This is a genomic window from Paenibacillus nanchangensis, assembly GCF_046543445.1.
Taxonomy (GTDB): Bacteria; Bacillota; Bacilli; order Paenibacillales; family Paenibacillaceae; genus Paenibacillus_AQ; species Paenibacillus_AQ nanchangensis.
On sequence record NZ_JBHOFD010000004.1, the window covers coordinates 97,346 to 123,791 of the forward strand.

Consider the following 26,446-nt stretch of genomic DNA (forward strand, 5'->3'; position numbering starts at 1 on the left):
ACCTTAGATGGAATAGCAAAAAAAAGCCCCACAGCTTACGCCATGGGGTGTGTGCCGGCTCTCACGGTCCGGTTCCTATCCGCCACAATTCGGTTTCGTCCTCCGTTTTTTGCCTCGTACAATGCCATATCGGCCCGGTAAAAGAGTGATTCTACACTCACCCCTTCATCCGTCCAGCTCCATTCGGCAATGCCGCACGAAACCGTGACAGGAGGCTCGGTCTCAAACTGTACCCTCTCCCGGATGCGTTCCGCGATGCGTGCCGCCTGCCGGATGCCGAGCTGCGGAAGATAAACTGCAAGCTCCTCTCCGCCCCAGCGGGCTGCAATGTCCCCTCCGCGCACCGAGGAGCGGACGATCTCGCTAACCGTCTTGAGAATCCGGTCTCCCTGCTGATGCCCATACGTATCGTTTACCAGCTTGAACTGGTCGATATCCACCACAATCAGCGAGCCGCAAAAGTCGGTGGATTGCCTGGTATGGATCTCATCGTCGAGATAATGCCGGGCATACAGGCCCGTCAGGCTGTCCCGGTTCGCCAGCCGCCTTACCTCCGCATGAAGCGCTGCATTGCCCACCGCAAGGCCGATTTGTCCCGCCATCGCCTGCAGCAGGCGGTAGTTATCATACGAAAAATAATCCCGGTTGCGGTGGGTCAGCATAATTGCTCCTTTGATCTCGCCGCCTACGCTAAGCGGTGTGGCGATCAGCGACTGCGAGCCGGTCAGGTTCATCAGACGGGAGCTGGATTCCACCTGATCCATATAATCGGATAAAATCATTGATTCTCCCGTTGCATAGACGATTCCGCCGAGACCTTTGCCAACCTCAATCGTTTCGCCCACAAGCGCGGGGTGATTGCAGGCAACAGCTTCTAATCCGCAGCAGTCTTCTTTGCGGTAGAGAATGCAGCAGTAATCCGCATGAAACATATCGATCAACTCTTCGAAGGCGCACTGAAAAATATCTTTCAGCTTCAAGCTCTGGTTCAGCCGCTGCGTCAGTTCGTTGCTCATGCGCAGTTCACGGATCAGCTGGTTTGCCCGTTCGTGCAGCTTGGCGTTCTCAAACGCAGTGCCTGCCGTGTCGGCGACCATAGACAAAAAACGGATGTCCGTTTCCCCCAGCTCGGGATGCTCCATTATAAAATGAAACACCCCGTAAATCCCCTGCTTCCCCGCAAGCGGCAGACCAAGCTCTATCACACGTCCGTCTTCCTGCGTTGTAATCTGAAGGGTAGCTCGGCCGTCCTTAAATGCGCGGGCCCGGACATCCTGCGTCTCCCAGCGGAGCGGCAGCGGCTTGACACGCGGGTTCCGGCTGCGGTGGTCCTGGGAGATGAACAGTTCCAGCTTGGCTTCGGGACACAGCTCCATCATACATTCGATCACTTCGCTCAAAATCTCGTCCACGCCGATATTGTCGTGCATGCGCCGGACAAGCTGGAACAGCATAGTCTTCTGGTCATGCTCCCGTTTCTCCAGCAGATGTGTGCCCGCCATATCTTTAATCAGTCCAAACTCGAACGACCGGTAAAAAACAGACCGGTAATGCAGACCAAGCGCCAAAGGCAGCGCGCTGCCGGCGGAAGCAAGCACGTCGGCGGACAGCTTCAGCCCGAGGAAGGCAAATGTCTCGCCTGATGAGCGGGTCTTAAGCGGGACGACGACATAAGCGTATATCGCCCGGTCCTCTTCCCGGCAGTCCGCTTCTTCAGCGCCGGACACAAGGCTTGCCAGGGCCAACTCCGCGTACCGGTCCCGCGCCGCAGCAGCCGCTTCGTCGCCGGCGATCCAGCGGCCTTCATGGTCGAGCGCGCAGCTTCCGCCAGGCGGCAGCGTACCCGTCCTTGCCGTCTCCTGCTGCCAGCAGCGGTAGCTGTCCGAGATCAGTCCGGACAAATAAGGAAAGTCATGACGGACGATATCCGTCTCGGCCACCCATTCGGCGGCATTCCAGCGGCCTTCTTCCGGCCGGCGGGATGCCGGTTTCGACGGGCGGCCGTCTTTATGGCCGTAAGCTCCCTGCTTTGTCATAAAGAGGTCCCCTTTGCTTTCAGTCAACGCTGGGACGGCCAGGCTCCCGGTGCTTCCCGGGCGGGCTTGTCCAGCGGAATTCCGTTGCTGTATCAATTTAACTATATCTTACTCGCTTCACTGCCGTTTTGCACTAATTTTTCCCGGATTTAGGCGAAAATTTTAGGACTATTGGACTAACGACAATCTTTGACTTTCTCTTTCAAAATCCGTTCTTGACTTTACCATCCATATTCATATAATATTTATTGTTGAACAAGACTGTATAAGTCTTAATTGGGCGTAACGTTGTGTCACCCTCACGCAATTCGTACTGAAGGGGCAGCGGCTGAACTTTCCCTGCAGTGTGATATGCCATTATTGCTTATCACGATATACGAAAAGCGGCGCAAATAGAGCCCTGCTGAAATTTCATCTAAAAAGGAGTCTACTATAACATGGCACGTTACACCGGTCCTAAATTCAAACTCAGCCGCCGTCTGGGCATCTCCCTGAGCGGCACAGGCAAAGATCTGAAGCGTCCGTTCCCTCCGGGACAACACGGCGCTAACCAACGCAGAAAGATCAGCAACTACGGTCAGCAGCTGCTCGAGAAGCAAAAGCTGCGCCACATGTACGGTCTGGGCGAGAAGCAATTCCGCACGCTGTTCGAGAAAGCTCAGAAGCAGCAAGGTATCGCGGGCGAGAACTTCATGTTCCTGCTTGAAAGCCGCCTGGACAACCTGGTTTACCGTCTTGGCTTTGCCAATTCCCGCGCTGGCGCGCGCCAATTGGTCGCTCACGGCCACGTAACAGTAAACGGCAAGAAAGTCGACATCGCTTCGTACCGCGTAAGCATCGGCGACGTAATCGGTCTTCGCGAAAGAAGCCGCGGCCTGTCTTCCATCAAGGAAGCTCTGGCTAACCGTACGCATCTGCCGGCTTACCTGGAATTCTCTGACGCTTCCCTCGAAGGCAAATACATCCGTTTGCCGGAACGCGCCGAGCTGTCCCAGGATATCGACGAGAAGCAAATCGTCGAATTCTACAACCGTTAATCCGCTTTCCGCACTTGCGGAAGCATCGAGCCCTCCGGTTTTTGCCGGAGGGCTTTTTCATGTTTTTTGATCAGCAGATTCCTTATTCCCGCATACAGCAAAAAGCCGCCCTCCCTCCACAGCTAACCGAAGTTCTCTGCGGCGGAAAGGACGGCGGCTTTCTTGCCGTTGCCAGGCTGTTTAGGCGCAGCAGGCACCTATTGTTTCTATAATATAGGAGGCAAATATAAGAGGCAGCGGATGCGGTAGTTTGCGCCGCAACCCCTGAGCCCGGGATCTGTGAACAACAACCCCGTAAACAGGGAATGAAACGTTATCGTACCGTGCAGCAGTCTGTCCGTACTGCGTTCATCCGTTGCCTTCTAACCGTACTGCGTTCTATCCGGACCGCAGTCTATTCCCCTAGCGTCAGCTTGGCAAACTTGCGTTTGCCCATCTGGATGATGTCGCCGTCTTTTGGCGTAATGTCCGCCGCCGGGTCGTCGATTTTGGCTTCGTTCAGCTTGACCGCTCCCTGCTGGATGCCGCGTTTGGCTTCCCCGTTGGAAGCCGCAAAACCAAGCAGCGTCAGCAGACGGATCAGCTTCAGCGATCCGTTCTCCAGCTCAGCCGCGGGAACCGCAAACGTCTCGATGTCGTCCGGAAGCGCCCGCTGCTGGAACACCGTCACGAAATGGGCCTGCGCCGCATCCGCCGCTTCCTGACTGTGGTACATGCGGACAAAGGTATGGGCGAGACGCATTTTGGCATCACGCGGGTGTACCGTGCCCTGCTCGATTCCTTCTTTTAGCGTCTGCAGTTCCTCGTTGCTGAGGTCTGTCGCCAGCTCGTAGTATTTCAGCATCAGCTCGTCCGGCACGGACATTGATTTGCCGTAAATTTCATTAGGCTCTTCATCGATGCCGATGTAGTTCCCGAGGCTTTTGCTCATCTTCTGGACGCCATCCAGCCCTTCCAGCAGCGGGGTCATAATCGCGACTTGAGGTTCAACGCCGTATTCCTTCTGCAGGGTCCGGCCCATCAGCAGGTTAAACTTCTGGTCGGTGCCGCCCAGCTCAATATCGCTTTTCAGCGCCACAGAATCCATTCCCTGCATCAGCGGGTAAAAAAATTCGTGAATGCTGATCGGCAGTCCGCCCTGATACCGTTTGGTGAAATCATCCCGCTCCAGCATCCGGGCAACTGTTACTTTGGCCGACAAGTTAACGACATCGGCAAACGTCATCGGGCTGAGCCATTCCGAGTTGTAGAACACCTTCGTTTTGTCCGGATCGAGAATTTTGCTCAGCTGCTTCTTGTACGTTTCCGCGTTCCGTTTTACGTCCTCTTCCGTCAGCTGCTTGCGCGTCTCCGATTTGCCGGTCGGATCGCCGATCCGTCCCGTAAAGTCACCGATAATGAGCTGCACCTGATGGCCCAGCTCCTGGAACTGGCGCAGCTTGTGCATGACGACCGTGTGGCCGACGTGGATATCCGGCGCAGACGGGTCCAGCCCGAGCTTCACATTCAGCGGCACGCCCGTGGTGACCGATTTGATGATTTTACGCTTCAGTTCTTCTTCTGGCACAATTTCGACGACGCCCCGTTTGATTACACTTAATTGACGCTCCGCTTCCTGCTGCTGCGCCTGTGTCAGTTCTTCCCATTTCATGTCTTTCTTGTCCTCCTTATGATCACTGCCTTTGTCTCGAAACGCAAAAAAAGCCTCTTTCTCCCCAAGGGACGAGAAAAGAGACTCGCGGTACCACCCTACTTAAAGCCTGCGCTGCAGTTGCACGCTGCCGGCTTTCGCTTCATTGCCATAACGGGCTGCTCACCCGGTGCCGGACTACTGGATTCAGCGAAAGCTGACCGTTCCTCCGGACGGCTCGGGACCGTAATTCAAAAGGGCGCGTTACCGGTTCGCAGCTGCCACCGACTCTCTGAAAACGCTGATCCGCCTTCTACTTCTGTCCTTCAATGCCTTTGTCGATATCCAATTGTTTTTAGTTATAACACACCTGATTTGAAAAAGTCAAACCCTCTGACTTCGCCCGAAGCGCATTCAAACGCGCCAATTTATGCTATAATAGTTCCGTTAAAAGGAGGATTGCCGTCGATGGCTGAGGATACCAGCAAAAAGAAAGCAACGAAACGTCCCCACCGGAGATCATGGCTGCAAAAACTCGGTTCCGCCGTAAAATGGACATTTATCTTCGGCGTCATGGGCCTGCTGTTCGCAGGGGGCGCCGTCGCGGGATATGTCTCTTCCATAGTCAAGGATGAGCCCGTACGGTCCGAGCAAATGATTCAGCAGCAGATCAGCCAGAACGCGGTAACAGGCTTTGCCTACTTCCGTGACGGCGTTCCGATCGGCCAGCTGAGAACCGAAGAAGACCGCAGGCTGGTCGAGTATAAAAATATTCCCCAGACGATTATTGACGCGGTGCTCGCTATAGAAGACAACAATTTCTACGAGCACAAGGGCGTAGACGTCAGCGGCACGCTCCGGGCCGTCAAGCAGAAAGTGCTGAACGAATCGGTGCAAACCGGCGGCAGTACGCTCACACAGCAGCTCGCGCGCCGTGTTTTTCTAAGCTTAGACCGTACGGAAGACCGCAAAGTAAAGGAAATCTTACTATCGCTTCGTCTGGAACGGTTCCTGTCCAAAAATGAGATTATAACGGCCTACTTAAACAAAGTTCCTTTCGGCAACGGATCGAACGGATACAATTTGTTTGGGATCAAAGCGGCTGCCAAAGGTATTTTTGGCCAGGATGATCTGAGCAAGCTTAATATCGCGCAGGCCGCCTATCTGGCGGGTCTTCCCCAGCTGCCGTCCAAGTACTCCGCGTTTAACGGGGTCGGGGAATTCAACGAAAACGCCTTTAACCGGGCGATGGACCGGCAGCGTCTGGTGCTGCGCAGGATGCTGGAGGAAGCCAAAATCACAGGGGCCCAATACGATGAGGCGCTGGCCTTCGATATCAAAGGTTCGCTCGCGCCGCACCGCAAAAAAGCCTATGCCACCTTCCCTTACTTGATGATGGAGACGGAGCGCCAGGCATCGGAAATTTTGCTTGAGCTGAATGAAAGCGCCGACGGCGCGAAGAAACAAGAAACAGGCGACCGCGCGCAGCGTCTGGAAGAAGCCAGACGGCAGCTGATGACCGGCGGCTACCGGGTGTACACCACGATTGACAAAAAAGTGTACAACGCGATGCACAGCATTTCCGAAAACAGCGACAATTTTACAAAAGACAGCAAGTCCAAAGGTGTTGAACAGACGGCAGGCATGCTGATCGACAACAAAACCGGAGCGATTTTGGGCATGATCGAAGGCCGGGATTTTAATCTCGAGCAGATGAATTACGCCACTCAAATGGTGCGCCAGCCCGGCTCGACCATGAAGCCGATCTCGGCATATTTGCCGGCGCTGGAGCTGGGGATGATCCAGCCGGCCAGCATTGTGGACGATGCTCCGATTATTTTGAAGGACGGGGGCAAAGGCTACCACATCCCGAAGAACGCCAATAACCGTTACCAAGGGCTGGTTACCGCAAGGTATGCCTTGAACAAATCACTGAATATTCCCGCACTGAAGCTGTTTAACGAAAAAGTCGGTATCGAGAAGGCCTGGGATTTCACGAAAAAGCTTGGCATCACAACCATCCAGGACGACGATTATACGCATGCGACCGGCGTTATCGGCGGATTGAAATACGGGGTAACCGTTCAGGAGCTGACTGGCGCCTATGCTGCCATTCCAAACGGCGGCGCGTTTAACGAGACGTATATGATCGACAAGATTGTGGATTACGAAGGCAACATTGTGTATCAGCACAAAAAGGAACCGCAGCGGGTATTCTCACAACAAACGGCGTATTTAATGACCGACATGCTGAGAACAGTCATTACGGAAGGCACCGCGGATAAAGTCCGCAAGACGTATAAGCATTTTGACGATGTTCCGGTCGTTGGCAAAACCGGCTCCACCCAGAACTACGCTGACGTATGGTTTATGGGCTACTCGCCCGATGTCACGCTCGGCGTGTGGGTTGGTTACAAGGAACAAATCCATTACCTCGTAGGCGACCAGCGCAAACAGGCGCAGAAGCTGTGGAGCATGGTGATGAACGAGCTGATCGAGCAGCGTCCGGATCTGTTCAAGACCAAGGAATTCAAACAGCCGGAGGGAATCGTCAGAAAGACGGTATCCGCCTACAGCGGTAACCTGCCGACCGATCTCACCGACAAGTTCACCACCGACCTGTTCAACAGCAAATTTGTGCCGAAGAGCAGCGACGGCGGGATTTCCAGAGCAAAATATATCACTTACCAGGGCGTAAACTATATTCCGCGTGAAGGCACGCCTGACGATTTCCTGAAAGAGAAAATCGTCGTCGCGCGCGAGAAGCCGATCCAGGACCTGATCAAGGAGCTGCTGGCTGCGTTTGAAGTAATGAAAGACCATGAACCGCTCAGCTATTATCTGCCGAGCGACGCCAAAACCGATGTGCCGACCAAAGTCGATCCGCGCAGGGACGACGGCAGCGCTCCTACGCCGCCGCGCGGCGTCAGCGTCTCTTACGAAGGCGGCAAAGCGGTTGTCCGCTTCTCGCCAAGCGGTTCGCCGGATGTCATCGGCTACCGGCTGTACCGTTCGCTGAACGGCGGCTCTTTCGCTAAAGTCGACGTCATTTCGGCGGGCGACGGCACCACCTTTCGGACAGGAACACCGGCCGGAGCGGGTGCAGCGTTTTATGTGACGGCAGTCGACGTTGCGGGGCAGGAGACGTCCTCCAGCACTGCCTCGGCGGAATACCAGGCAGCACCGGATCCGACGGCAACGCCGGAATCTACGCCGGCTGGCTCTCCGTCGCCAGCGGCATCGCCGACACAAGACGGCGGTGCGGACGCAGTTGCCGAAGATCCCGGCATGATCATCGTGGATCCAGGAGCGGCTGACCCGTCTGCCGGCGGAACAAATGCCGGAACGCCGGCTGACGGAACCAATACCGGCGGTAATACAGGCGGTAATACAGGCGGTAATACAGGCGGTAATACAGGCGGCAATGCCGGAGCCAATGCAGGGACCGATGCCGGTGCACCTGCCTCGAATGCAGCCGGGACGAACGGCGGAAGCGCACAAGGCGGAGACAATGCATCCGCAGGCACCAACTCCGCTGCGCCAGGTAATGCGGGCGGGAATGCCGGCGGCAACGGCGCTAAAGCCAACGCAGGCGGCAATGGCAATGCCAACGGCAACGGCGCCAAAGCCAACACAGGCGGCCGCTGAGGACGCCCCGGCTTGCCTATACAAAAACTCCGATACCAAGTTGGTATCGGAGTTTTTTTGCATTAGCGGCGTAGTTTGGATGATGATCAAGCAGACTATTTTTAACAGATCAATCTTCAATTGTCGACAGGTCGCCTGTCGGAAGATGCAGTTCCCACGCTTTCAGCACCCGCCGCATAATTTTACCCGACCGGGTCTTTGGCAGTTTCTCCTTAAACTCGATTTCGCGGGGGGCGGCGTGCGCCGACAGCTCCGCTTTGACAAAAGCGGTAATTTCCTGCTTCAGCGCTTCAGTTGCTTCATAGCCTTCCCTAAGGGAAATAAACGCTTTAATGATCTCGCCTCTGACGCTATCCGGCTTGCCGATGACACCAGCTTCCGCTACTGCAGGATGTTCCACCAGCTTGCTCTCCACCTCAAACGGGCCAACCCGCTCCCCGGCCGTATTGATCACGTCGTCGATCCGGCCCTGGAACCAGAAATACCCCTCGTCGTCCATATAGGCGGAATCGCCGGAGACGTACCAGCCCGGAATCCGGAAGTATTCCTCGTATTTGGCGGGATTGTTCCAAATCCGCTGCATCATGGACGGCCAAGGGGTACGAATCGCCAGATTGCCCATTGTGTAAGGAGGCAGGACGTTTCCCTTATCGTCAATGATCGCGGCGGAAATGCCGGGAAGCGGTTTTCCCATCGATCCCGGTTTGATTGCCATAGACGGATAGTTGCAGATCAGCATCGCCCCCGTTTCGGTCATCCACCAGGTATCGTGAATCCGCTGGCCGTACACTCTGGCTCCCCACCGGACCACCTCGGGGTTCAGCGGCTCGCCGACAGACAACACATGGCGGAGACTGGCCAGCGAGACGCCCTCCAGACTGCTCTCGCCCGCCCCCATCAGCATCCGGAATGCCGTAGGCGCGCTGTACCACACATTCACCCGGTTGCGGTCAATTGTACGGTACCAGTCTGCAGGGCTGAACCGGCCGCCGCGCACGACATTAGTCACACCGTTCAGCCAAGGCGCAAAAATCCCGTACGAAGTCCCCGTCACCCAGCCGGGATCGGCTGTGCACCAATACACATCATCCGGCTGCAAATCCAAAACAACTCGGCCGGTATAATAATGCTGGATCATTGCCCGCTGCACATGATACACGCCTTTGGGCTTGCCGGTCGATCCTGAGGTGTAATGGATAATGAGGCCGTCGTCCAGCGTCAGCCACTCCGGTTCCCGCACGGGTGAGGCTTCTTCCATCTCCCGCTCATACACGAGACAGCCGTCTTCACGTTCGCTTTCCCCGCCAACGACAACAATATGCCGCAGCTCCGGAAGCTCATCGCGTTTGACTCTGCCGAGCAGGCCGGGCGTGGTCACCAGCATTACCGCACCGCTGTCTTCCAGGCGGTCTTTGACGGCCGTCTCCATAAACGCTTCGAACAGCGGCCCGGCCACGGCTCCCGCTTTTAATACACCAAGCAGCGCGATATACAGCTCGGGGCTGCGGGGCATAAAAATAAAAACCCGATCGCCTTTCTTCACGCCATGTTTTTGCAGTACGGCGGCAAACCGGTCGGAGGCATCCTTCAGGTCGGCGAATGAATACGATGCTTCTCGCGATGCATCGCTGTACAGCAGAGCGGTTTTTGCTCCCCGGCCTTCCTCGACATGACGGTCGATCGCCTCATACGCCATATTCACCTTGCCCGTCTTGTGCCAGGAAAATTGGCATTCGATATCCTCCCACCGGAACCCGGCGGCTGCTGCGGCATAATCGGGCATGTTGGCTTCCGCCAAACGCGGCGGTAAAATCTCATGCTGAACCTGTTCCATTGGACTTTGTGCCTCCCTTACGTTACGATAGTCGGTACAATCTTCCGTGTGATCAGCGTCAATAATGTCAATCTAATAATTGTGAATTTTTTATGTCTAAATCAGTATACCATAGGAAGCGCTTGCATTCCATGGTTTCTCAGTGCTTTCTCTTCTGTTAAGATAAAGGCGAAAGGTGGTGCGCCTGTGGAGCATCGCAAGCACTGGAGCGTCAGACAAATCAAAGGAACATCCGGCCCAATTACCGTCCAAGGGCCTCTTTCACCCGAACGGCTCGCCTCTCTGTCGATGCACCGGGAGCTGGACGCGTTCCGGCCTCCGGCCGAGCAGCATGACGCATTAATTTCGATTGCCGGCCTCCCTGAAGGCCGGATTATCGCCGCTGTTATCGAAGATTTGATCGTTGGCTATGTGACCTTCCATTACCCTGACGAACTGGAACTGTGGTCGCAGGGCGGGATGGAAGACCTGGTGGAGCTGGGCGCGATCGAAGTTGCGGGCGAATACCGGGGCGATGGAATCGCCAAGGCGCTGCTGCAGACGGCGTTTGCGGAGCGGCAGCTGGAGAACTGCATTGTGTTTACAACTGAATATTATTGGCACTGGGATCTTCGGGGTACCGGGCTGGACGTCTGGGCTTATCGGCGGATGATGGAAAATCTGATGAAAAATGTGGATATGGTCTGGATGGCAACCGATGATCCTGAAATCTGCTCCCATCCCGCAAACTGTCTGATGGTGCGGATTGGAGCCGAAGTTCCTCAGTCCTCTGTTGAAACCTTTGACCGGGTGCGTTTCCGGCAGCGGTTTATGTATTAACGGCCCTGTGTACAAGAAATCCCCGCTGACGCTGCTGCGCTCGCGGGGATTTCTATTTTTTCAAATGGCTGGGCTTAGCCCTGCATATGCGCCAGCATAAATTCGAGTATCGCGTGGGAACGGCGGGCCGCCTCCACGGTAAACTCCTCGTAATTTCCCGGGGCGGAGCCGTCCGCCCGGTCCGACATGGAGCGGATGATTACAAACGGAATTCCGTTCATCCAGCACGCCTGCGCCACTGCCGCCCCTTCCATTTCGGCGCATACGCCGTCCATCTCTTCCCTCAGTTCGGTTACTTTGGCCTTGCTGGCGATAAACTGGTCTCCCGACAGCACTCTTCCGGTCAGATGGCGCACACGGAGGCTCATTGTGGCTTTTTCCGCCAAAAGAATAAGCTTTTCGTCCGCCGGGAAAACGGACACCTCCTGATAAGGGATATTTCCTTTCGGGTAGCCAAGAGCTGTCACATCCATATCATGCTGCATGCATTCCGACGATACAACGATGTCCCCGATATTCAGATCCTCATGCACCGCACCGGCAACGCCTGTGAACAAAACGCAGCGGACCCGGAACGTATCGATCAGAATTTGGCTAGTCACCGCCGCATTCACTTTGCCCACCCCTGATTTGCAGACAACAACGGGTTTGTCTGAAATAAGTCCAGTGTAATATGTGGTGCCTGCTTTCGTTACCGATTTCATATCCTGAAGCTGCTCAAGCAGCAGTTTGATTTCCTCATCCATGGCTCCAATCAGCCCGATCGGACGTATCATGCAGGAAAAGCCTCCTTTTAATTCTCGGAAAATGAATAAAAAGCTCCGGAAGGGAGCTTTTTATTGTTGGTTCTGCCGTTTGCACGGCATGGCGTTGTAATAAGGAACTATTCGTTCACGTGGCTCACGGACAGGCGCAAAATCGTCTCATGCGGCAAAATTACACGCGGATTCTCGACCGATTCTTTCTTCATCAGCTTCGTCAGCAGACGCATTGCAACAGCCCCAAGATCGTACATCGGCTGGGCTACGGTAGTCAGCAGCGGACGGACCATAGACGCCATCCGAATGTTGTCCACACTGATAATGGAGAAGTCGTCCGGAACCTTCAGCCCTTCGTCCTGAATGCTGTGAATGGCGCCAATTGCCATTTCGTCGGTTGCGGCAAAAATCGCCGTCGGCTTCTTTTTCAGGCCAAGGAAATACTTCATTGCTTCGACGCCGGACTCGTACCGGTAATTGCCGATCCGCACCAGATCTTCCTGGTACTCAATATTCGCAGCTTCCAGCGCCTTCTTATACCCTTGGAACCGGGCATAGCCATTTGCAGGGTCCTGCAGTGTGCCGCTAATCATCGCGATATCGCGGTGGCCATGGCGGATCAGCGTGTTCACCGCATCAAAAGCGGCCATCTCGTGGTCGATGTCGACCGAAGGATAAGCATTGTTCTCGTCACGTGTCGCGCAGAGGACGATTGGAACAGCGGACGTATGGAAGGCTTGAATATGCTCCTCCGTTACCGTACCGCCCATGAACAGCAGTCCGTCGACCTGCTTCTCGAGCAGGGTGTTGATGACGCGAATCTCTTTTTCCTTGCGTTTGTCGGCGTTACACAAAATAATATTGTAATGGTACATGTTGGCGATATCTTCGATACCGCGGGCAATCTCGGCAAAAATCGAGTTTGAGATGTCCGGGATCACGACGCCGACCGTCGTAGTTTTCTTGCTGGCCAAACCTCTGGCCACCGCATTCGGGCGATAGCCCAGACGCTCAATCGCTTCATAAACCTTCTTCCGTGTCTGCGGTTTCACATTCGGATTGTTGTTGACAACCCGGGATACCGTTGCCATGGACACGCCAGCTTCACGCGCTACATCGTAAATGGTTACCGTCAAATTACTCTCTCCATTGCGATAAATTTTATCGATCGACTGATTAAAAACATGATACGACAATTTGTACGTTTGTGCAATGATAACGCTTCATTTTCCTTTCAAATTTTCTTTTCAAGAATGAAGCTGCACCTGCGTCTTGTTTTTGTACGTCAATCAGGCTTGAGCTGCCGGCTACATTCGCCATTTTGCTCAATTGAAAACTCTTTCTTCTATGGTAACAAAATCCGAGTGAAAAATCCATCTTTTCATGAAAATCTTTCATTTAATTTGCAGAATATTCGTTTATTTTGTCGAAGCCACTCCGCCGGGGATAAGTTGGGCCAACCTGCGGCAGACCTCTCTCCCCCAGTTCACATCCCCGCTGTCGGCTGCAAACCGGTACAAATCCAGCAGCAAATCAATCCGCTCGGCTGCCGCCTGGTTCACATACTGTCCCCAGTGCTCCGGATCCGCTTCCCCACACGCCTCAAATGTCTCTTTTAACAAGTCGGCCCATTCATGGTGTTCCGCAAGTGACAGCGATTGCCGGGCTGGCCGGTCGCCTAGGCTGGTTAACAGCTCGCCCAGCTTCCGTTTTACCGCGGTCAGCGGCTCGTATCGCGAACATTGTACACAGGTGTACACAGGTACATTATGTATTTTCACTTTTCCTTTAAAAAATAAAGTATGCATATGCAGTTCCATTTCCCCGCCGCAATCACAGGCACGATGAATCGTTCCAATAGTAGTAAGCATTCCCTACACCCCATGTTTTAGTTCTATATAGACTGAATTTCTAAATTACCGGTGGAAGTGGAGCTGTTACTCAACACTCAGTCTATTTAGCTATCTTCACTCCTCTTCGTATTCGACCTGCTTCATGCGAATCCTCCCGATTTTGCACGGTACATTTATTTACCAGATAACGCAGGAAAAATGTCGTTAATGTCCTGCCCGGCTAACCTGCACGATTTCCTGGTGATTTGGCTAAGAGCTGCAGGTTAATTGGTTAGGTGCTGCGGGCCAATCGGTTAAGAGCTGCGGCTGCGAGCCGGCAGAGTGCGGCGAACAGTGATTTTTGTTACAATGGATAAAAGAGGACAGCAATAGCAGGATAACAGGCAGCTGCTATTTTGGAAGAGTGGAAAGGAGCGGACAAGCATGAGACTGGCAGGCAAAAAAGTCATCGCCCTCGTCGACGAGGAGTTTGAAGACCTGGAGTTGTGGTACCCGGTGTACCGGGTCCGGGAAGAAGGGGCCGAAGTGCATCTGGCCGGGCTTGAGAAGGGAAAAACCTATACAGGCAAATACGGCGTTCCCGCGGTGGCGGACTATTCGTGGGATGAGCTGGAGGCGGCACATTATGACGGCATTTTGGTTCCCGGCGGCTGGGCCCCGGACAAAATCCGGCGTTATCCCAAGGTGCTCGGGTTGATCCGCGAATTCCACGCGGCTCGCAAACCGATCGGGCAAATCTGCCATGCCGGCTGGGTGCTGATTTCGGCCAAAATTTTGAACGGCGTTACCGTCACCTCAACCCCGGGAATTCGGGACGATATGGAGAATGCCGGCGCGATCTGGAAAGACGAGCCGGTCGTAACCGACGGACATATCATTTCCGCCCGGCGGCCGCCGGATCTCCCGCCGTATGGCAAAGCGTTTTGTGACGCGCTTGCGGGAGAGTTGTAAGATCCCAGGCAATTCCAAGGATGGCGAACTCCCTTCCGTTCCAAACATCAGCATAAGCAAAGCAGGCCGGATAAGGAAGCTATATGTTCCTTGCCTGGCCTGCTTTTTTGGGATTATCTTTCTGCATTCACTCAATCCGCAGCGACTGCGGATCGTGTAACGGACTTGGGTAATTGGTCAGCTTGAAGGTAAGCGGCTGCGGCAGATCTTGGCGTTCAAGGTAATAATGGAACTCCCGGTAATACCCTTTTACACCGTTTTCTTCGGCTGCAGTATCCGTTCCGCTGGTCACGACACCCTCGCTGCTTTTACCGCTGCTCAGCCAGTGCCCGCTGCGTTCTCCATCCGTGTAATTATCGTCCAGGGATAACGTTCCTCCCATCGTCTGATACTCCGTTTCGGGAACGAACATCCGGAAAATCAATTCATTACCCTGTGCATCCTGCATCGCGGGGGACAAGGTCAGCCGGTCGTCAGGCGCTTTTAAGATCTTGCCTTTTTCCAGATCAACTACCACGTCCAGTTTGTCTTTGTTGAGGGCAAGGATTCCATCGGCTTTGAACGCAAATGCTTCTGTTTCAAACCGGCTGTCCGCCGGATAAACCTGCGTAATTTTCCCCACACGCGGAGTAAATGCCGAATGGCTGTAAAGCTCCTGTCCTTCCCCGCTGCCATCAAACACAATGCGGTCATTGAGAAAATCAAACACCTTCATCGAATTTTTGCCGTCAAAGCTGTAGGTCATGTAAGTACCGGTTGCGCCAAGATAAAATTCGCTGACCTTAACCTTTTGCCCGGCAATCACGAGTTCGCGGTCCAATGTAAATCTCCGGTTCCCTTGCAGGACTTTATTGCGGTCCAAGGCAAAGGGGACGGTAAGAGTTTTCCTGTATTTCGTTGAACTGGACAGCTTGGCTTCCGGCGTATCCGGCGTGACTGTCAGTGCCGCCTGCAGCGAATCGAAGGTATCCCGGTCTTTTTCATAAAAAATTTGCGTAAAATCACGGGTAATGCCTGGGCTTCCCGAGTCTTCCGTGTACTGTCCCCCGGTGCTGAATGAAGCGATTGCTGCGCCCTTCCGGTCTTCCAGCGATAAGTAATGATTCACCCGCTGGCCGGTAAAATTCTCAAACGTGTAGAGGATCGTGATCCCCTTGGCATCCGCAATCGCGCCGTTTAATGTCAGCTTGTAATCTTCCCCCAGGCTGACGCTTTCGTTAAGCGGCAGCACTCTGCCTGCATCCAAAGCAGACCGGATCGTCTGGTTATCTTCCACTTCCGGACGGAATACCTCCAGGCTGCCCCAACTGGCAGGCTGCTTCACGATCGCCTTTGCCGGATGTTCCGCCGCCTGCTCCCCGCCTCCAGGACGCAGCGAGGGCAGGAACATAACAAGGACGGCAGCTGCCAGCGCTGCGGCCATCCAGCCGATGCGGAAGCGCTGCCCGCTTTGGCTCTGCCGCCCCTGCGCCATTCCCGCGCGGATCGCGCCGTCCAGCCGGACATCCGGCACAGACTCCGCCTCGGCCTCTACACCGCGCAAATACTGGCGGAGACGCTCTTCCTGCTCGGTCATCCTAATCCCCTCGCTTTCATTTTGTCACGCAGCTGCTGGAGTCCTTTGTTCAGCCACGTCTTGACGGTTCCCTCCGGCTTGCCCAGCACCTCCGCAATTTCGCCAATCGTAAAGTCCCGGTAGTATTTCAGCAAAAGCACCTGCCTGTACTTCGGCTTCACCGCGTCCAGCGCACGTTCCATATCCAGCTTCCGTCCGCTGGCCATCTCCATCGTTTCGCCGCCTGTCTCGCGGGAGCGCTCCCAGCCTTCCCCCGCCCGTTTACGCCGTTTCAGCTCATCCAGGCAGCAGTTGATCAAAATCCGCGTCAGCCAGGAGCGGAACTTCGCCGGGTCCTTTAAGCTGCCGCGTTTGATCCATGCCCGGCAGGTCGCTTCCTGCAGCATTTCCAGCGCATCGGCTTCGCTGCGGACATAGCTGTAGGCAATGCCGTACAGCAGCCGTTTTTCCTCGGATATCCGTTCATAAAAACTCTCTTCGTCCCAGACAACGGCGGACTCGCCTTTTAATGTCATATCCATCCCCCGGTCTATCCCCCCTACAGCACCTTTTCGGGTGATTCTATAAATAAGACTGTCTGCGGCGGGAAACGGTTTTATAAATTTTTGTACCATAGAAAAAAGCCCGGCTTCCGCCGGGCTATACATCCTTAGACGATGTTATGCGTTCGCTCATGTCCGCTATACGGCCGCGCTTCTACTTGCCGCCTGCACGCGCCCAGCGCATACAGACGCGCTTCTATGCGCCGGCTGCATGCACCATCAACTGGCCATACGCTCATATTCACAATCCGCATACAAGTGCCGTCAGGCTTGTCCTTCAAACACGTTTCGCTCAACCATTCGAGTCAGCCGGTCCTGCGGCAATCCCGCTCCGCTGGGCATACAGCGACAGAAGCTCCTCAATCTCGTGGCTGGTGCGCATTTTGTAGCACGCCGCGGCCGCCTGCCGGGCATCCTCCGCGGTGGTGTTCAGCGTGCGGTGCTTGACCTTAAGCAAAGCTTGCGGCGACATACTGAGGCTGCGGATACCGAGGTCCAGCCACAGCGGCAGGGAACGTTCGTCCGCCGCCATTTCGCCGCAGACACTTACGTCGATCCCCGCCGAACGCGCAGCTTCCACCGTCATGCGGATCATCCGAAGCACAGCGGGATGGTACGGGTGATACATATGGGCGATCTGCTCGTTCATCCGGTCGACTGCCAGCACATATTGAACCAGATCGTTGGTTCCGATACTGAAAAAATCAACCTCTTCAGCCAGCAGATCAGCCGTCATCACCGCGCCGGGCACTTCCACCATAATGCCAACCTGGATCCCGCGGTTGTATGGCATCTGCCTGCGGTCCAGCTCCTCCATCGCTTCAAACAGCAGCGCTTTGGCGGCCCGGACCTCTTCTACAGATGAGATCATGGGGAACATGACCTTGATGTTCCCGTACACACTGGCCCGCAAAATCGCGGTCAGCTGGGTCTGAAACATGTCTTTGCGGTCCAGGCTGATCCGGATGGCCCGGTAGCCAAGGAACGGATTTTGCTCTTCAGGCAGCTGAAAATAATCGAGATGCTTGTCGCCGCCGATATCCAGCGTCCGGATCACAACCGGACTCGCTCCAACCTTCTCGGCCACTTGCTTGTACACTTCAAACTGTTCGTCTTCGGTCGGGAAGGACTTGCGGTCCATATAAAGAAATTCCGTCCGGAACAGTCCAACGCCTTCGGCACCGTATTTCAGCGCCAGATCGAGCTCTTTCACCGAGCTGATGTTGCCGGCCAGCCGGAGCGTGACATTGTCTTTCGTCACCGCTTCGACCGAAGCCAGCAGCTCCAGCTGTTCGCGCTTCTTGAGCAGCCGGTCCCGCCGGGCCGCGTACGCCTTGATGGTCTCTCCATCCGGATTCAGATGCAGCTCCCCGCTGTCTCCGTCGAGAATCATAAAATCACCGGTCTGGATCGGCGCCGTCAGCTTGTTCTCCAGTCCCGCCACAAGTGGAATGCCCAGTGCCCGGGCCATAATCGAGGAATGGGACGTTTTGCCGCCCATCATCGTGGCGATGCCGAGCACATACGTAGGATTCAAATGCGCAAGCTGGGAAGGCGACAGTTCTTTCGCCACCAGGATATAAGGCTGGGTGTCTAGCGGCAGCGTGACTTCAGGCGCGCCCAGCAGATGCTTCAGCAGCCGGTTGCCGACATCCTTGATGTCCACTGCCCGCTCCTTCATATATTCATCGTCAAGCAGATCAAACATCGCTACAAAATGGTCGATCGCCTCTTTGACCGCGACCTCCGCCGCTTTATACTGGCGTTCGATAATGCCCCGGATTTCACTCATAAACACCGGATCGTCGAGGATAGCCAGATGCGCGTCAAAAATACTGGATTCCTCCGGGCCGACAACCTCACGGAACTCCTGCTTGATATATTCGATTTCGTTTTTGGAGGTACGGATCCCTTCATACAGCCGTTCAAATTCCTTGGCCAAATCCACCGGATTGATTTCATGGTCCGGCAGGCTCCACTCCCAGTTCGGCAAGACAAAGGCCTTCCCGATCGCTACTCCTGCTGCTGCGCCTATGCCTTGAATCATGATTCAACCCCTCCAACATTGCTTTCGTGTAAAACAACCGACATGACTGAAGTTTGCCCTTTTTTCACATGTTTGAACGGTGCATAACTCCAGGACCGCACGCGCTCCGGATTCGTTATGACCATCGGCGTTGCCAGCGACGAGGCATGCTCGCGCAGATAAGCAAGGTCGAATTTGACCAAAAGCGTACCCGGCTCAACGCTGTCCCCTTCTTTAACGACAGCTTCAAACGGCCCTTTAAGCTGTGAAGTGTCGATCCCGATATGCATCAGCACTTCGAGCCCTTCCGGCGTGGAAATCCCGATGGCGTGCATCGTCGGATAAATGTGCATCACCTTTCCGAATACCGGCGAGACCAGCTCGCCTTTTTCCGGAATAAAAGCGACCCCGTCGCCCACCAGCTTCGCTGCAAAAATCTGGTCAGGCACCTCGTCGATCGGCAGCATACGTCCCTGCATCGGCGCACTGAACAGCACCTGCGGCAGATCCCGCAGCAGCAGCTTGTTGATTTCTTCCCGGATGAGCTCGGAGTACGTCCCGAACACGACCTGTACGTTGCCGCCGCCCAGCTTGATAATGCCGGCGGAGCCCAGCCCTTTGAGCGCGGCCGTATCGACATACCGGTCATTGTGCACGGTCAGCCGCAGCCGCGTAATGCAGGCCTGAACCTGGACGATGTTCTCCTTGCCGCCAAGCGCCTCCAGGATAAGCGGAGCCTGATACGGGATATTTCCGGCCCAGTCGCCCAGCTCCGATCCTTCCTCGCGGCCCGGGGTCGGAATCCGGAACCGCCGGATCGCCCAGCGGAACAGATGGTAATAAACTATAAAGTAGCCGATCCCGATTGGAATCAGCAGCCACGCCCGCTGCGACAAATGCAGGTTCAGGAAAAAGTCGATCGCTCCCGCCGAATAAGAGAAGCCGTGATGAATCCCGAGCCAATAAGTGAGCGCCATGGCGAAACCCGACATAACCGTATGGATGATAAACAGATAAGGCGACGCAAACAGGAACGCGAATTCAATCTGCTCCGACACTCCGGTCAAAAAACAGACAAGCGCCGCGCGCACAAACGTCTTGCGCACCTTCGGCTTCAGGTCTTCTCTCGCTTCCTGGATAATCGCAAACGCAATGGCCGGCAGCGCAAACATCATAATCGGAAACAGACCGGCCATGAAACTGCCTGCGGTTGGATCACCCATAAAAAAGCGCGGCAGATCGCCGTTAATGATGGCGCCGTCCGGCGTCGTATAGCTGCCGAGCTGAAACCAGAATACATTATTCAGTATATGATGCAGCCCAAATGCGGTCAGCACCCGGTACAATACGCCGTATAAAAACAAACCATAACCTCCGGCGTGCCCGATCAGTATAAACAACTGTTCAAGCCCGTACTGCAGCCACGGCGCGACGGCAAGCATCGACCAGGCAAAGACGGCCGAAAACAGCCCCATAAACAGCAAAACAAAACGCGACCCTCCAAAAAACTGGATCGCTTCCGGCAGCTTGATATTTTTAAACCGGTTGTGGACCACACCCGCGACAATTCCGAGCAAAATACCGATCAGGGTCGCCGGGCGCACGTCGCCGTCGCCCATGTAAAAGGCAATCCGGTCGTAAGTGAACATGCCCGCCAAAGCGGCAAGTCCGGCAGGACCCGCCTGATTGGACAATCCCCAGGCCACGCCAACCGCGAACAGGTAAGGCATATAATAAAAAATACTTTGTCCCGCATATGTCGCCACTTCGGATACCGAAGGCAGCCCCCAGGCGTCCCACGGCAGACTGCCCAGGCTCAGCAAAATGGCCGCAGCCGGCAGCACCATAGTGGGAAGCATGATGGCTCTGCCGAGTTGCTGCAGCGATCCGAGCCAATTCAAAGCGACCCTCTCCTTTCTGTCTATATAGATGGTACGTGCTGCAACCGTTTTTGTCAAAGCAATCCGTGCGGTGCTTGCCTTAGAATTCCTTTGAAAAGAGGGGCCTGCCAGCAGCTCGCCGTCCGGCCTGACAACCCAAAAAGCCCCTTGCTCGCCATAGCGATAGCAAGAGGCTTATAGCTTGCGCAGTTTTCCTGTTCCCGGCATAAATCGGATCGGCCCGCCTGCCGCCTTCAGAGTAGTCAGGCATCAGCGAAGACTGCTTCCAACATGGGGCGGGGGTATGGGTCAGCTCCCGGCGAAGCTGTCACTTGGCCGGTAGGTCAAGCCCGTATTAGCGGGTTTTGCTCTCGTCAGCCCCGCTGCCGTCCGTGCATCGTGATCGCTTCCTCCACCTTGATGCAGCGGTCCATAATTACGGTCATTCCTGCCGCTTCGGCAATGTCGGCGGCTTCCTGGCTCACTACGCCCTGCTGCAGCCACAGCACTTTGGCGCCAATTTGCACCGCCTCCCGGGCCACCTCGGCGCAGTATTCGCTCCGGCGGAAGACGTTGACGATGTCCACCGGCTCCGGGATGCCGCTTAATGAAGCATAACAGCGCTCACCCAAAATTGTGCCTTCCACAGCCGGATTCACCGGAATGATCCGGTATCCCCGGGCCTGCATTGCTCCCGCGACCATATAAGAGGTTCGGTCCGTTTTGTCCGACAGTCCGACGACGGCGATATTGCCCGCGCCCGCCAAAATGTCCCCGATGTGCTCACGCGGCGGATTCTCAAAGGCCATCTCTTATTCCTTCTTTCTAAAGAGAGTAAGGCGGCGCTGCTGCCGCCGCCGTTTTCTGCTTTATTGTACCCACTCCACTTTGGCTCCAAGCGCGCGGAGATGGTCGAAATACTGCGGGTAAGACTTAGCGACATGATGCGCATCCGAGATGACAATCGGCTGCCTTGCCCGAAGTCCTACCACCGTCAGCGCCATAATTACCCGGTGATCGTAATGTGCATTGATGGTGACGCCGCCTTCGACGCCTTCCGGTTTGCCGTGAACGATAATTTCGTCCCTGCCCTCTTCGACATCCGCTCCGGCCTTGCGCAGCTCGGCGAGATAATCGGTGATCCGGTCGCATTCCTTGTATCTCAGATTCTCTACATTATAAAACCGGGACGTGCCCTCCGCAAAAACCGCGGCCGCTACCATCGCCAGCACGGCATCGGTCGCCGCGTCGCCATCGAACTCCACGGCTTTCAACCTGCCGTTGCCCTGCACGTGAACGACGCCATTTTCGTGGGTCAGCGGCACCTCCATCATCCGCAGCACATCGACGATTGCCCGTTCGCCCTGTTTGCTGTGCTCAGCCAGCCGGGCAATCTTCACGTCAGAGCGGGTAACCGCCGCAGCGGCAAGCACAGCCGCCGAGCCGGGATAATCGCCCTGTACCGTGTAGGTTTTGGCTTCGTATTTCTGGCGTCCCGGCACACGGAACGACATGTAATCGTCCGCCGCGTATACTTTGATTCCCGCCTGTTCCAGCACCTCCAGGGTCTGGCCGACAACGACTTTGGATTTCAGGTCGCCCGTCACCGTGATTTCGCTGTCCTCGTCAAGCAGCGGGGTCAGGAACAGCAGCGCACTCAAATATTGCGAGCTGACCGATCCGGAGACCGAAATCCGGCCGCCTTTGGGTTTGCCGCCGCGAACGGTTATCGGCAGCCGGCCTTCCCGGTGCTCCACTTCCACGCCCAGCTGTCCCAGCGCATCAATCAGATCGTCGTGCGGCCGTTTGCCCAGCGAATCGGGATAAGTATTAACAAAGGTGACTTCCGGACACAACGCGGCCACGGCCATCAGAAACCGGAGCACTGCACCGGCGTTCCCCACATTCAGTTCTTTTACGTCTCTCGGATGGCGGCCGAAGCCGCGAATCACGATTTTTTCGTCATCCTCTGTCAGTTCGGCGCCAAGATCCTGAATGCAGCGGCGGATAGCGTCGCTGTCTTCGCTGTGCGCGGGATAATAAACCGTGCTTGTTCCTTCGGATAATGCCGCGACAAGCAGGTAACGGGTCGTGTAATTTTTGGATGAGAGGGCTCCGATCTCGCCCCGCAGTTCCGGCGTAGGCCTAACGATTGCGTCCATAAGTTTATTCAGGCTCCTTTGGTCAGTATTTAGGCAGCGGACGGGTTTGACAGGCCTTTCCGCGCCTGTGTATCATAAAAGCATTCTTCGACAGGAAAAGGGGTTGTCCGATGTACAGCATTCCACAGATTACCGTCCACGAATTGAACCGCCGGCTGGAAGCGGGCGAACAGCCGCTGATGATTGATGTAAGAGAAGATGAAGAAGTCGCCTATGGCATGATCGCTGGCGCAAAACATCTTCCGATGGGCGATATTCCTTACCGGATTGATGAAATTCCGGCAGACCGGGAGGTCATCTTTATCTGCCGTTCCGGTTCCCGCAGCCAGCGGGTCTGCGAATTTTTGGCCGCTCAAGGTTTCGAATCCGTCGTGAATATGCAGGGCGGCATGATTGAATGGTATGAACAATCCGAATAACCGCGCAGGCGGCGGACAAGCAGCGCTTTAGACGCTCGTCCGCCGCTTTTTGTTATCTTCTCTTACCGCATGTACGAGCTGCTCCGCCACCTGCTCCGCCGTTAAGCCGGTTGTATCGACCGTCACATCGGCGAACCGGTAAGCGTCCTTGCGCGCCTCCATAATGGTCTTTACCCGTTCTTCCGCATTCCCCGCCAACAGCGGCCGGTTTGCGTCACCGGCCACCCGGGAGACGATTTCCGCAAGCGTCGCTGTCAGCGCTGCAACCAGACCGCCCTGACGCATCAGCCGGACGTTGGCCGGGTCCAGCACGGCGCCGCCGCCGGTGGCGACAACTTGTCTTTCCCCCTGCAGCACCGCTTCGAGTGCCCTGCTCTCCGCACGTCTGAAATAAGCTTCTCCCTGCTCGGCGAACAGCTCGGGAATGCTGCGGCCCTCCAGGCGGACGATTTCGGCGTCAAGATCTACCAGGGTGTACCCCAGCGCCTGTGCCGCCAGCGCCCCGGCGGTCGTCTTGCCCGTCCCCATCATCCCGATTAGGATCAGGTTGTTTTTCTGCTCGGAAGACGGTTCTTTCGCGTATGTATGATCGTTCATAAGTGCCCTCCCGCGACATTTGTCATATCATAACACAGGGTGAAAAGTTTAGACAATGCTTTGGAGCCACAACGCTTCGACGCATTGAAGTTAGAGCCTCCATACAGCAAAAAACCCGAAGGCCGCTTGCGCGGTCTCCGGGCGGATAAGCTGGTGACTATTCTTCAAGCCATTCGTTGTGGAAGACGCCTTCCTTGTCCACACGCTGGAAGGTATGCGCGCCGAAATAGTCGCGCTGAGCCTGCAGCAGGTTCGCTGGCAGACGCTCCGAACGGTAGCTGTCGTAATAAGCAAGCGCACTGGAGAAACCAGGTACCGGAATACCGCGGGTAACGGCTTCGGCTACAACTTTTCTCCAAGCGTCCTGGTAGGAGGTCATAACATCCTTGAAGAACGGATCAAGCAGCAGGTTCTTCAGTTCCGGATTGGTTTCGTACGCATCCGTAATATTCTGGAGGAAACGGGAACGGATGATGCAGCCGCCGCGCCAGATTTTGGCGAGGTTGCCGAACTGCAGGTTCCAGTTGTATTCCTCGGAAGCTACACGGAGCTGGGCGAAGCCCTGTGCGTAAGATACGATTTTACTTGCAAACAGCGCTCTGCGCACGTTCTCGATAAATTCCGCCTTGTCGCCTGCGAACGGCTGGGAGGCCGGTCCGCTCAGCACTTTGCTGGCAGCCACGCGCTCTTCCTTCATGGCCGACAGGAAGCGGGAGAATACGGATTCGGTAATCATGGACAGCGGCACGCCAAGATCCAGCGAGCTTTGGCTTGTCCATTTGCCGGTGCCTTTTTGGCCGGCTGCGTCGAGGATCACATCAACCATCGGCTTGCCGGTTTCTGCATCGTATTTGGAGAAAATATCCGTCGTGATCTCGATCAGATAGCTGTCGAGTTCGCCGCTGTTCCATTCTTTGAAGGTTGCGTGCAGTTCTTTTTCGTCCAGACCGACAACATCCTTGAGCAGCTGGTAAGCTTCGCAGATCAGCTGCATGTCGCCGTATTCGATACCGTTGTGGACCATCTTCACATAGTGTCCGGCCCCGTCCGGTCCGATATATGTACAGCAGGGTTCGCCGTTAACCTTGGCCGAAATCGCCGTCAGAATCGGCTCTACAAGCTTATAGGCGCTTTCTTGTCCGCCCGGCATGATCGAAGGCCCTTTAAGCGCGCCTTCTTCGCCGCCGGAAACACCGGTGCCGATGAAGCGGAAACCGCGTTCTTCCAGCTCTTTGCTGCGGCGGACCGTGTCCGGGAAGTAGGCGTTGCCGCCGTCGATAATGATGTCGCCCTGGTCAAGATACGGCAGCAGCGATTCGATCGTTGCGTCGGTAGCTTTGCCAGCTTGTACCATGATCAAAATTTTGCGGGGCGTTTCCAGCGAATTTACGAACTCTTCGATGGAAAAGGTGCCTGTCAGATTTTTGCCTGCAGCCTCGCTGAGAAGGTCATGCGTCTTCTCGGGAGAGCGGTTGAACACGGAGACGGTAAAACCTCTGCTCTCGATGTTCAGAGCCAAATTTTTGCCCATGACAGCCAGGCCGATGACGCCGATTTGTTGTTTTGCCATTTGGTCCTCCACCCTTTGCATCTATTTTTTTGAGGAGATCAATTTCATTGACAAACCCCTGATTGATCAGAAATTGATTCACAATGTAACCATTTTACCGTTTTTGTCGGCAGAAGTGAACCCCTTCCCGCCAAACTTGGACCAAAGCGCCGTGCGCAGCCGAAGACACTCCGGATTCGGAGTGCCTGAAGGTTGCTTTGCTGTTCTATCTTTACCATTCCAGTTTGGTTAATTCCTGCGCCAAAAATTCAAGTTTTTTTCGGCTCCGCTTCGCCTTCGCCGCATCGCCCGCGGTCAGGGCCGCATGCAGCCGCTCCAGCTCTTCATCGACTTCAAGCCTGCGCCGGCGGATCCGTTCTTCGCCTTCGTTGGAATAAAACAGCTTGGTGATTTCGTGGTCGGACAGCAAAGGCCCCTTTTGGTAGACCACCCGCTGCTGATAGCCGGAGATCTCCACCATCCGGATCACCTCGCCAAACAAAATGTTCTCGATCAGAATCTGGCGGTCCTTGAAACGCTTGACGACTGCATGCCCGCGCCGGTCGCCGATCAGCTTCTCAATCCACTCGCTCAGACGCGCATCGCGGATCATGTAGTCGCCCACCAGCTTGTATCCGTTTTTGATCCGCTGAAACCGCAGCTTGACCAGCTTGCGGCCCGTGCGGACCGAAATCACAAACAGGTTGTCGTTTTCGCTCCAGTACAGGGAATACCCCTCCTGGATTAAATCCCGGATCAGATTCTGGATTTCCTGACGGTCAAACCGGAGCTCCAGATTGCAGTACTCAACCTCTTCATTTTTGTTCACGGCACTCCCCCCTAAAGTTTGGCTTCGCCCTTGTGTTGACTCGCTATCCTGGTTCGGGTGGCGGCTTTAGGCGTTTGCCATCAGCCGGCGGGGTCTGCTGGAGCCGGCCGGGCGGCCGGGTCCTGAAGGTGTAGCTGACGTTTGCGGTATGATTTTGCGTTCGTCTTACTCTTATTTTATACTTCATTTTATGTAGCGGTAACTTGGTTTATTGACTATTTTTACCCGCATCGTCCAAGCTCCAAACGTTAGATGGCAGCCGGGACGCAACATTATTACGCCGTTAGATGAAGGAGACCT

20 protein-coding genes and 1 other annotated feature are annotated in these 26,446 nt (G+C 55.2%); of the genes, 5 read left to right on the forward strand and 15 right to left on the reverse strand.

From position 1 onward, the window contains the following. Window positions 1-35: 35 nt before the first annotated feature. Complete coding sequence (locus ACE6ED_RS04135) at window positions 36-2,036, reverse strand: diguanylate cyclase domain-containing protein (RefSeq protein WP_410825699.1); 2,001 nt, start codon at window positions 2,034-2,036, stop codon at window positions 36-38. A 437-nt stretch (window positions 2,037-2,473) separates the two neighbouring features. Between ACE6ED_RS04135 and rpsD the strand changes: the two genes are divergently transcribed. Beyond that, window positions 2,474-3,073, forward strand: a complete 600-nt coding sequence (gene rpsD, locus ACE6ED_RS04140) for a 30S ribosomal protein S4 (protein ID WP_410825700.1) — start codon at window positions 2,474-2,476, stop codon at window positions 3,071-3,073. A 394-nt stretch (window positions 3,074-3,467) separates the two neighbouring features. Here the strand turns inward: rpsD and tyrS are convergent, their stop codons facing one another. Continuing rightward, window positions 3,468-4,724, reverse strand: a complete 1,257-nt coding sequence (gene tyrS, locus ACE6ED_RS04145) for a tyrosine--tRNA ligase (protein ID WP_410825701.1) — start codon at window positions 4,722-4,724, stop codon at window positions 3,468-3,470. Window positions 4,725-4,788: 64 nt separating this feature from the next. Then, window positions 4,789-5,042, reverse strand: a binding site (T-box leader). Window positions 5,043-5,171: 129 nt separating this feature from the next. On the opposite strand from tyrS, the gene ACE6ED_RS04150 reads away from it, so the two are divergent. Next, complete coding sequence (locus tag ACE6ED_RS04150) at window positions 5,172-8,351, forward strand: transglycosylase domain-containing protein (protein WP_410825702.1); 3,180 nt, start codon at window positions 5,172-5,174, stop codon at window positions 8,349-8,351. Window positions 8,352-8,460: 109 nt separating this feature from the next. Here ACE6ED_RS04150 and acsA read toward each other — a convergent pair whose 3' ends face one another. Beyond that, a complete protein-coding gene (gene acsA, locus ACE6ED_RS04155) occupies window positions 8,461-10,185 on the reverse strand; it encodes an acetate--CoA ligase (protein ID WP_410825703.1) in 1,725 nt (574 codons plus the stop codon). Window positions 10,186-10,371: 186 nt separating this feature from the next. Between acsA and ACE6ED_RS04160 the strand changes: the two genes are divergently transcribed. Further along, window positions 10,372-11,004 (forward strand): GNAT family N-acetyltransferase, encoded by a 633-nt coding sequence (locus tag ACE6ED_RS04160; protein WP_410825704.1) that lies wholly within the window; start codon window positions 10,372-10,374, stop codon window positions 11,002-11,004. 74 nt (window positions 11,005-11,078) lie between these two features. On the opposite strand, the gene ACE6ED_RS04165 is transcribed toward ACE6ED_RS04160, so the two are convergent. The 3 genes from ACE6ED_RS04165 to ACE6ED_RS04175 form a co-directional block, all read right to left on the reverse strand. Further along, entirely contained in the window at window positions 11,079-11,780 is a 702-nt protein-coding gene (locus ACE6ED_RS04165; RefSeq protein ID WP_410825705.1) for a 5'-methylthioadenosine/adenosylhomocysteine nucleosidase, read from the reverse strand. A 107-nt stretch (window positions 11,781-11,887) separates the two neighbouring features. Beyond that, entirely contained in the window at window positions 11,888-12,898 is a 1,011-nt protein-coding gene (ccpA, locus tag ACE6ED_RS04170; RefSeq protein WP_410825706.1) for a catabolite control protein A, read from the reverse strand. A 282-nt stretch (window positions 12,899-13,180) separates the two neighbouring features. Further along, on the reverse strand, window positions 13,181-13,633 hold the full coding sequence (locus ACE6ED_RS04175; protein ID WP_410825707.1) for a hypothetical protein: 453 nt from the start codon (window positions 13,631-13,633) through the stop codon (window positions 13,181-13,183). Window positions 13,634-14,038: 405 nt separating this feature from the next. Here ACE6ED_RS04175 and ACE6ED_RS04180 point away from each other — a divergent pair, with 405 nt between their 5' ends. Beyond that, a complete protein-coding gene (locus tag ACE6ED_RS04180; RefSeq protein ID WP_410825708.1) occupies window positions 14,039-14,566 on the forward strand; it encodes a type 1 glutamine amidotransferase domain-containing protein in 528 nt (175 codons plus the stop codon). A 127-nt stretch (window positions 14,567-14,693) separates the two neighbouring features. Here the strand turns inward: ACE6ED_RS04180 and ACE6ED_RS04185 are convergent, their stop codons facing one another. From ACE6ED_RS04185 to aroA, 6 genes are all read right to left on the reverse strand, one after another. Continuing rightward, window positions 14,694-16,142: a hypothetical protein gene (locus ACE6ED_RS04185; protein WP_410825709.1), complete on the reverse strand. Its 1,449-nt coding sequence runs from the start codon at window positions 16,140-16,142 to the stop codon at window positions 14,694-14,696. Further along, complete coding sequence (locus tag ACE6ED_RS04190; RefSeq protein ID WP_410825710.1) at window positions 16,139-16,663, reverse strand: sigma-70 family RNA polymerase sigma factor; 525 nt, start codon at window positions 16,661-16,663, stop codon at window positions 16,139-16,141. The genes ACE6ED_RS04185 and ACE6ED_RS04190 overlap by 4 nt, the downstream gene beginning before the upstream one ends. 313 nt (window positions 16,664-16,976) lie before the next feature. Further along, on the reverse strand, window positions 16,977-18,731 hold the full coding sequence (gene ptsP / locus ACE6ED_RS04195) for a phosphoenolpyruvate--protein phosphotransferase (RefSeq protein WP_410825711.1): 1,755 nt from the start codon (window positions 18,729-18,731) through the stop codon (window positions 16,977-16,979). Then, window positions 18,728-20,611, reverse strand: coding sequence for a glucose PTS transporter subunit IIA (locus ACE6ED_RS04200; RefSeq protein ID WP_410825712.1), 1,884 nt, complete (start codon window positions 20,609-20,611; stop codon window positions 18,728-18,730). Before ACE6ED_RS04200 ends, ptsP begins: the two co-directional genes overlap by 4 nt. A gap of 353 nt (window positions 20,612-20,964) precedes the next feature. After that, window positions 20,965-21,399, reverse strand: coding sequence for a CoA-binding protein (locus ACE6ED_RS04205; protein WP_410825713.1), 435 nt, complete (start codon window positions 21,397-21,399; stop codon window positions 20,965-20,967). Between the two features lie 60 nt (window positions 21,400-21,459). Continuing rightward, window positions 21,460-22,752: a 3-phosphoshikimate 1-carboxyvinyltransferase gene (aroA, locus tag ACE6ED_RS04210; RefSeq protein WP_410825714.1), complete on the reverse strand. Its 1,293-nt coding sequence runs from the start codon at window positions 22,750-22,752 to the stop codon at window positions 21,460-21,462. Window positions 22,753-22,862: 110 nt separating this feature from the next. On the opposite strand from aroA, the gene ACE6ED_RS04215 reads away from it, so the two are divergent. Next, complete coding sequence (locus ACE6ED_RS04215; RefSeq protein WP_410825715.1) at window positions 22,863-23,171, forward strand: rhodanese-like domain-containing protein; 309 nt, start codon at window positions 22,863-22,865, stop codon at window positions 23,169-23,171. 27 nt (window positions 23,172-23,198) lie between these two features. Here ACE6ED_RS04215 and ACE6ED_RS04220 read toward each other — a convergent pair whose 3' ends face one another. The 3 genes from ACE6ED_RS04220 to ACE6ED_RS04230 all read right to left on the reverse strand — a co-directional run bounded on the left by ACE6ED_RS04220 (window position 23,199) and on the right by ACE6ED_RS04230 (window position 26,146). Beyond that, complete coding sequence (locus ACE6ED_RS04220) at window positions 23,199-23,768, reverse strand: shikimate kinase (protein ID WP_410825716.1); 570 nt, start codon at window positions 23,766-23,768, stop codon at window positions 23,199-23,201. A gap of 157 nt (window positions 23,769-23,925) precedes the next feature. Next, window positions 23,926-25,338 (reverse strand): NADP-dependent phosphogluconate dehydrogenase, encoded by a 1,413-nt coding sequence (gene gndA / locus ACE6ED_RS04225; RefSeq protein ID WP_410825717.1) that lies wholly within the window; start codon window positions 25,336-25,338, stop codon window positions 23,926-23,928. Window positions 25,339-25,549: 211 nt separating this feature from the next. Continuing rightward, on the reverse strand, window positions 25,550-26,146 hold the full coding sequence (locus tag ACE6ED_RS04230) for a hypothetical protein (protein ID WP_410825718.1): 597 nt from the start codon (window positions 26,144-26,146) through the stop codon (window positions 25,550-25,552). Window positions 26,147-26,446 lie beyond the last annotated feature (300 nt).

Coding starts and splice junctions, on each gene's coding strand:
- ACE6ED_RS04135 (WP_410825699.1), bottom strand. CDS start 2,036: ATGACAAAGCAGGGAGCTTACGGCCATAAAGACGGCCGCCCGTCGAAA.
- rpsD (WP_410825700.1), top strand. CDS start 2,474: ATGGCACGTTACACCGGTCCTAAATTCAAACTCAGCCGCCGTCTGGGC.
- tyrS (WP_410825701.1), bottom strand. CDS start 4,724: ATGAAATGGGAAGAACTGACACAGGCGCAGCAGCAGGAAGCGGAGCGT.
- ACE6ED_RS04150 (WP_410825702.1), top strand. CDS start 5,172: ATGGCTGAGGATACCAGCAAAAAGAAAGCAACGAAACGTCCCCACCGG.
- acsA (WP_410825703.1), bottom strand. CDS start 10,185: ATGGAACAGGTTCAGCATGAGATTTTACCGCCGCGTTTGGCGGAAGCC.
- ACE6ED_RS04165 (WP_410825705.1), bottom strand. CDS start 11,780: ATGATACGTCCGATCGGGCTGATTGGAGCCATGGATGAGGAAATCAAA.
- ACE6ED_RS04175 (WP_410825707.1), bottom strand. CDS start 13,633: ATGCTTACTACTATTGGAACGATTCATCGTGCCTGTGATTGCGGCGGG.
- ACE6ED_RS04180 (WP_410825708.1), top strand. CDS start 14,039: ATGAGACTGGCAGGCAAAAAAGTCATCGCCCTCGTCGACGAGGAGTTT.
- ACE6ED_RS04185 (WP_410825709.1), bottom strand. CDS start 16,142: ATGACCGAGCAGGAAGAGCGTCTCCGCCAGTATTTGCGCGGTGTAGAG.
- ACE6ED_RS04190 (WP_410825710.1), bottom strand. CDS start 16,663: ATGGATATGACATTAAAAGGCGAGTCCGCCGTTGTCTGGGACGAAGAG.
- ptsP (WP_410825711.1), bottom strand. CDS start 18,731: ATGATTCAAGGCATAGGCGCAGCAGCAGGAGTAGCGATCGGGAAGGCC.
- ACE6ED_RS04205 (WP_410825713.1), bottom strand. CDS start 21,399: ATGGCCTTTGAGAATCCGCCGCGTGAGCACATCGGGGACATTTTGGCG.
- aroA (WP_410825714.1), bottom strand. CDS start 22,752: ATGGACGCAATCGTTAGGCCTACGCCGGAACTGCGGGGCGAGATCGGA.
- ACE6ED_RS04215 (WP_410825715.1), top strand. CDS start 22,863: ATGTACAGCATTCCACAGATTACCGTCCACGAATTGAACCGCCGGCTG.
- ACE6ED_RS04220 (WP_410825716.1), bottom strand. CDS start 23,768: ATGAACGATCATACATACGCGAAAGAACCGTCTTCCGAGCAGAAAAAC.
- gndA (WP_410825717.1), bottom strand. CDS start 25,338: ATGGCAAAACAACAAATCGGCGTCATCGGCCTGGCTGTCATGGGCAAA.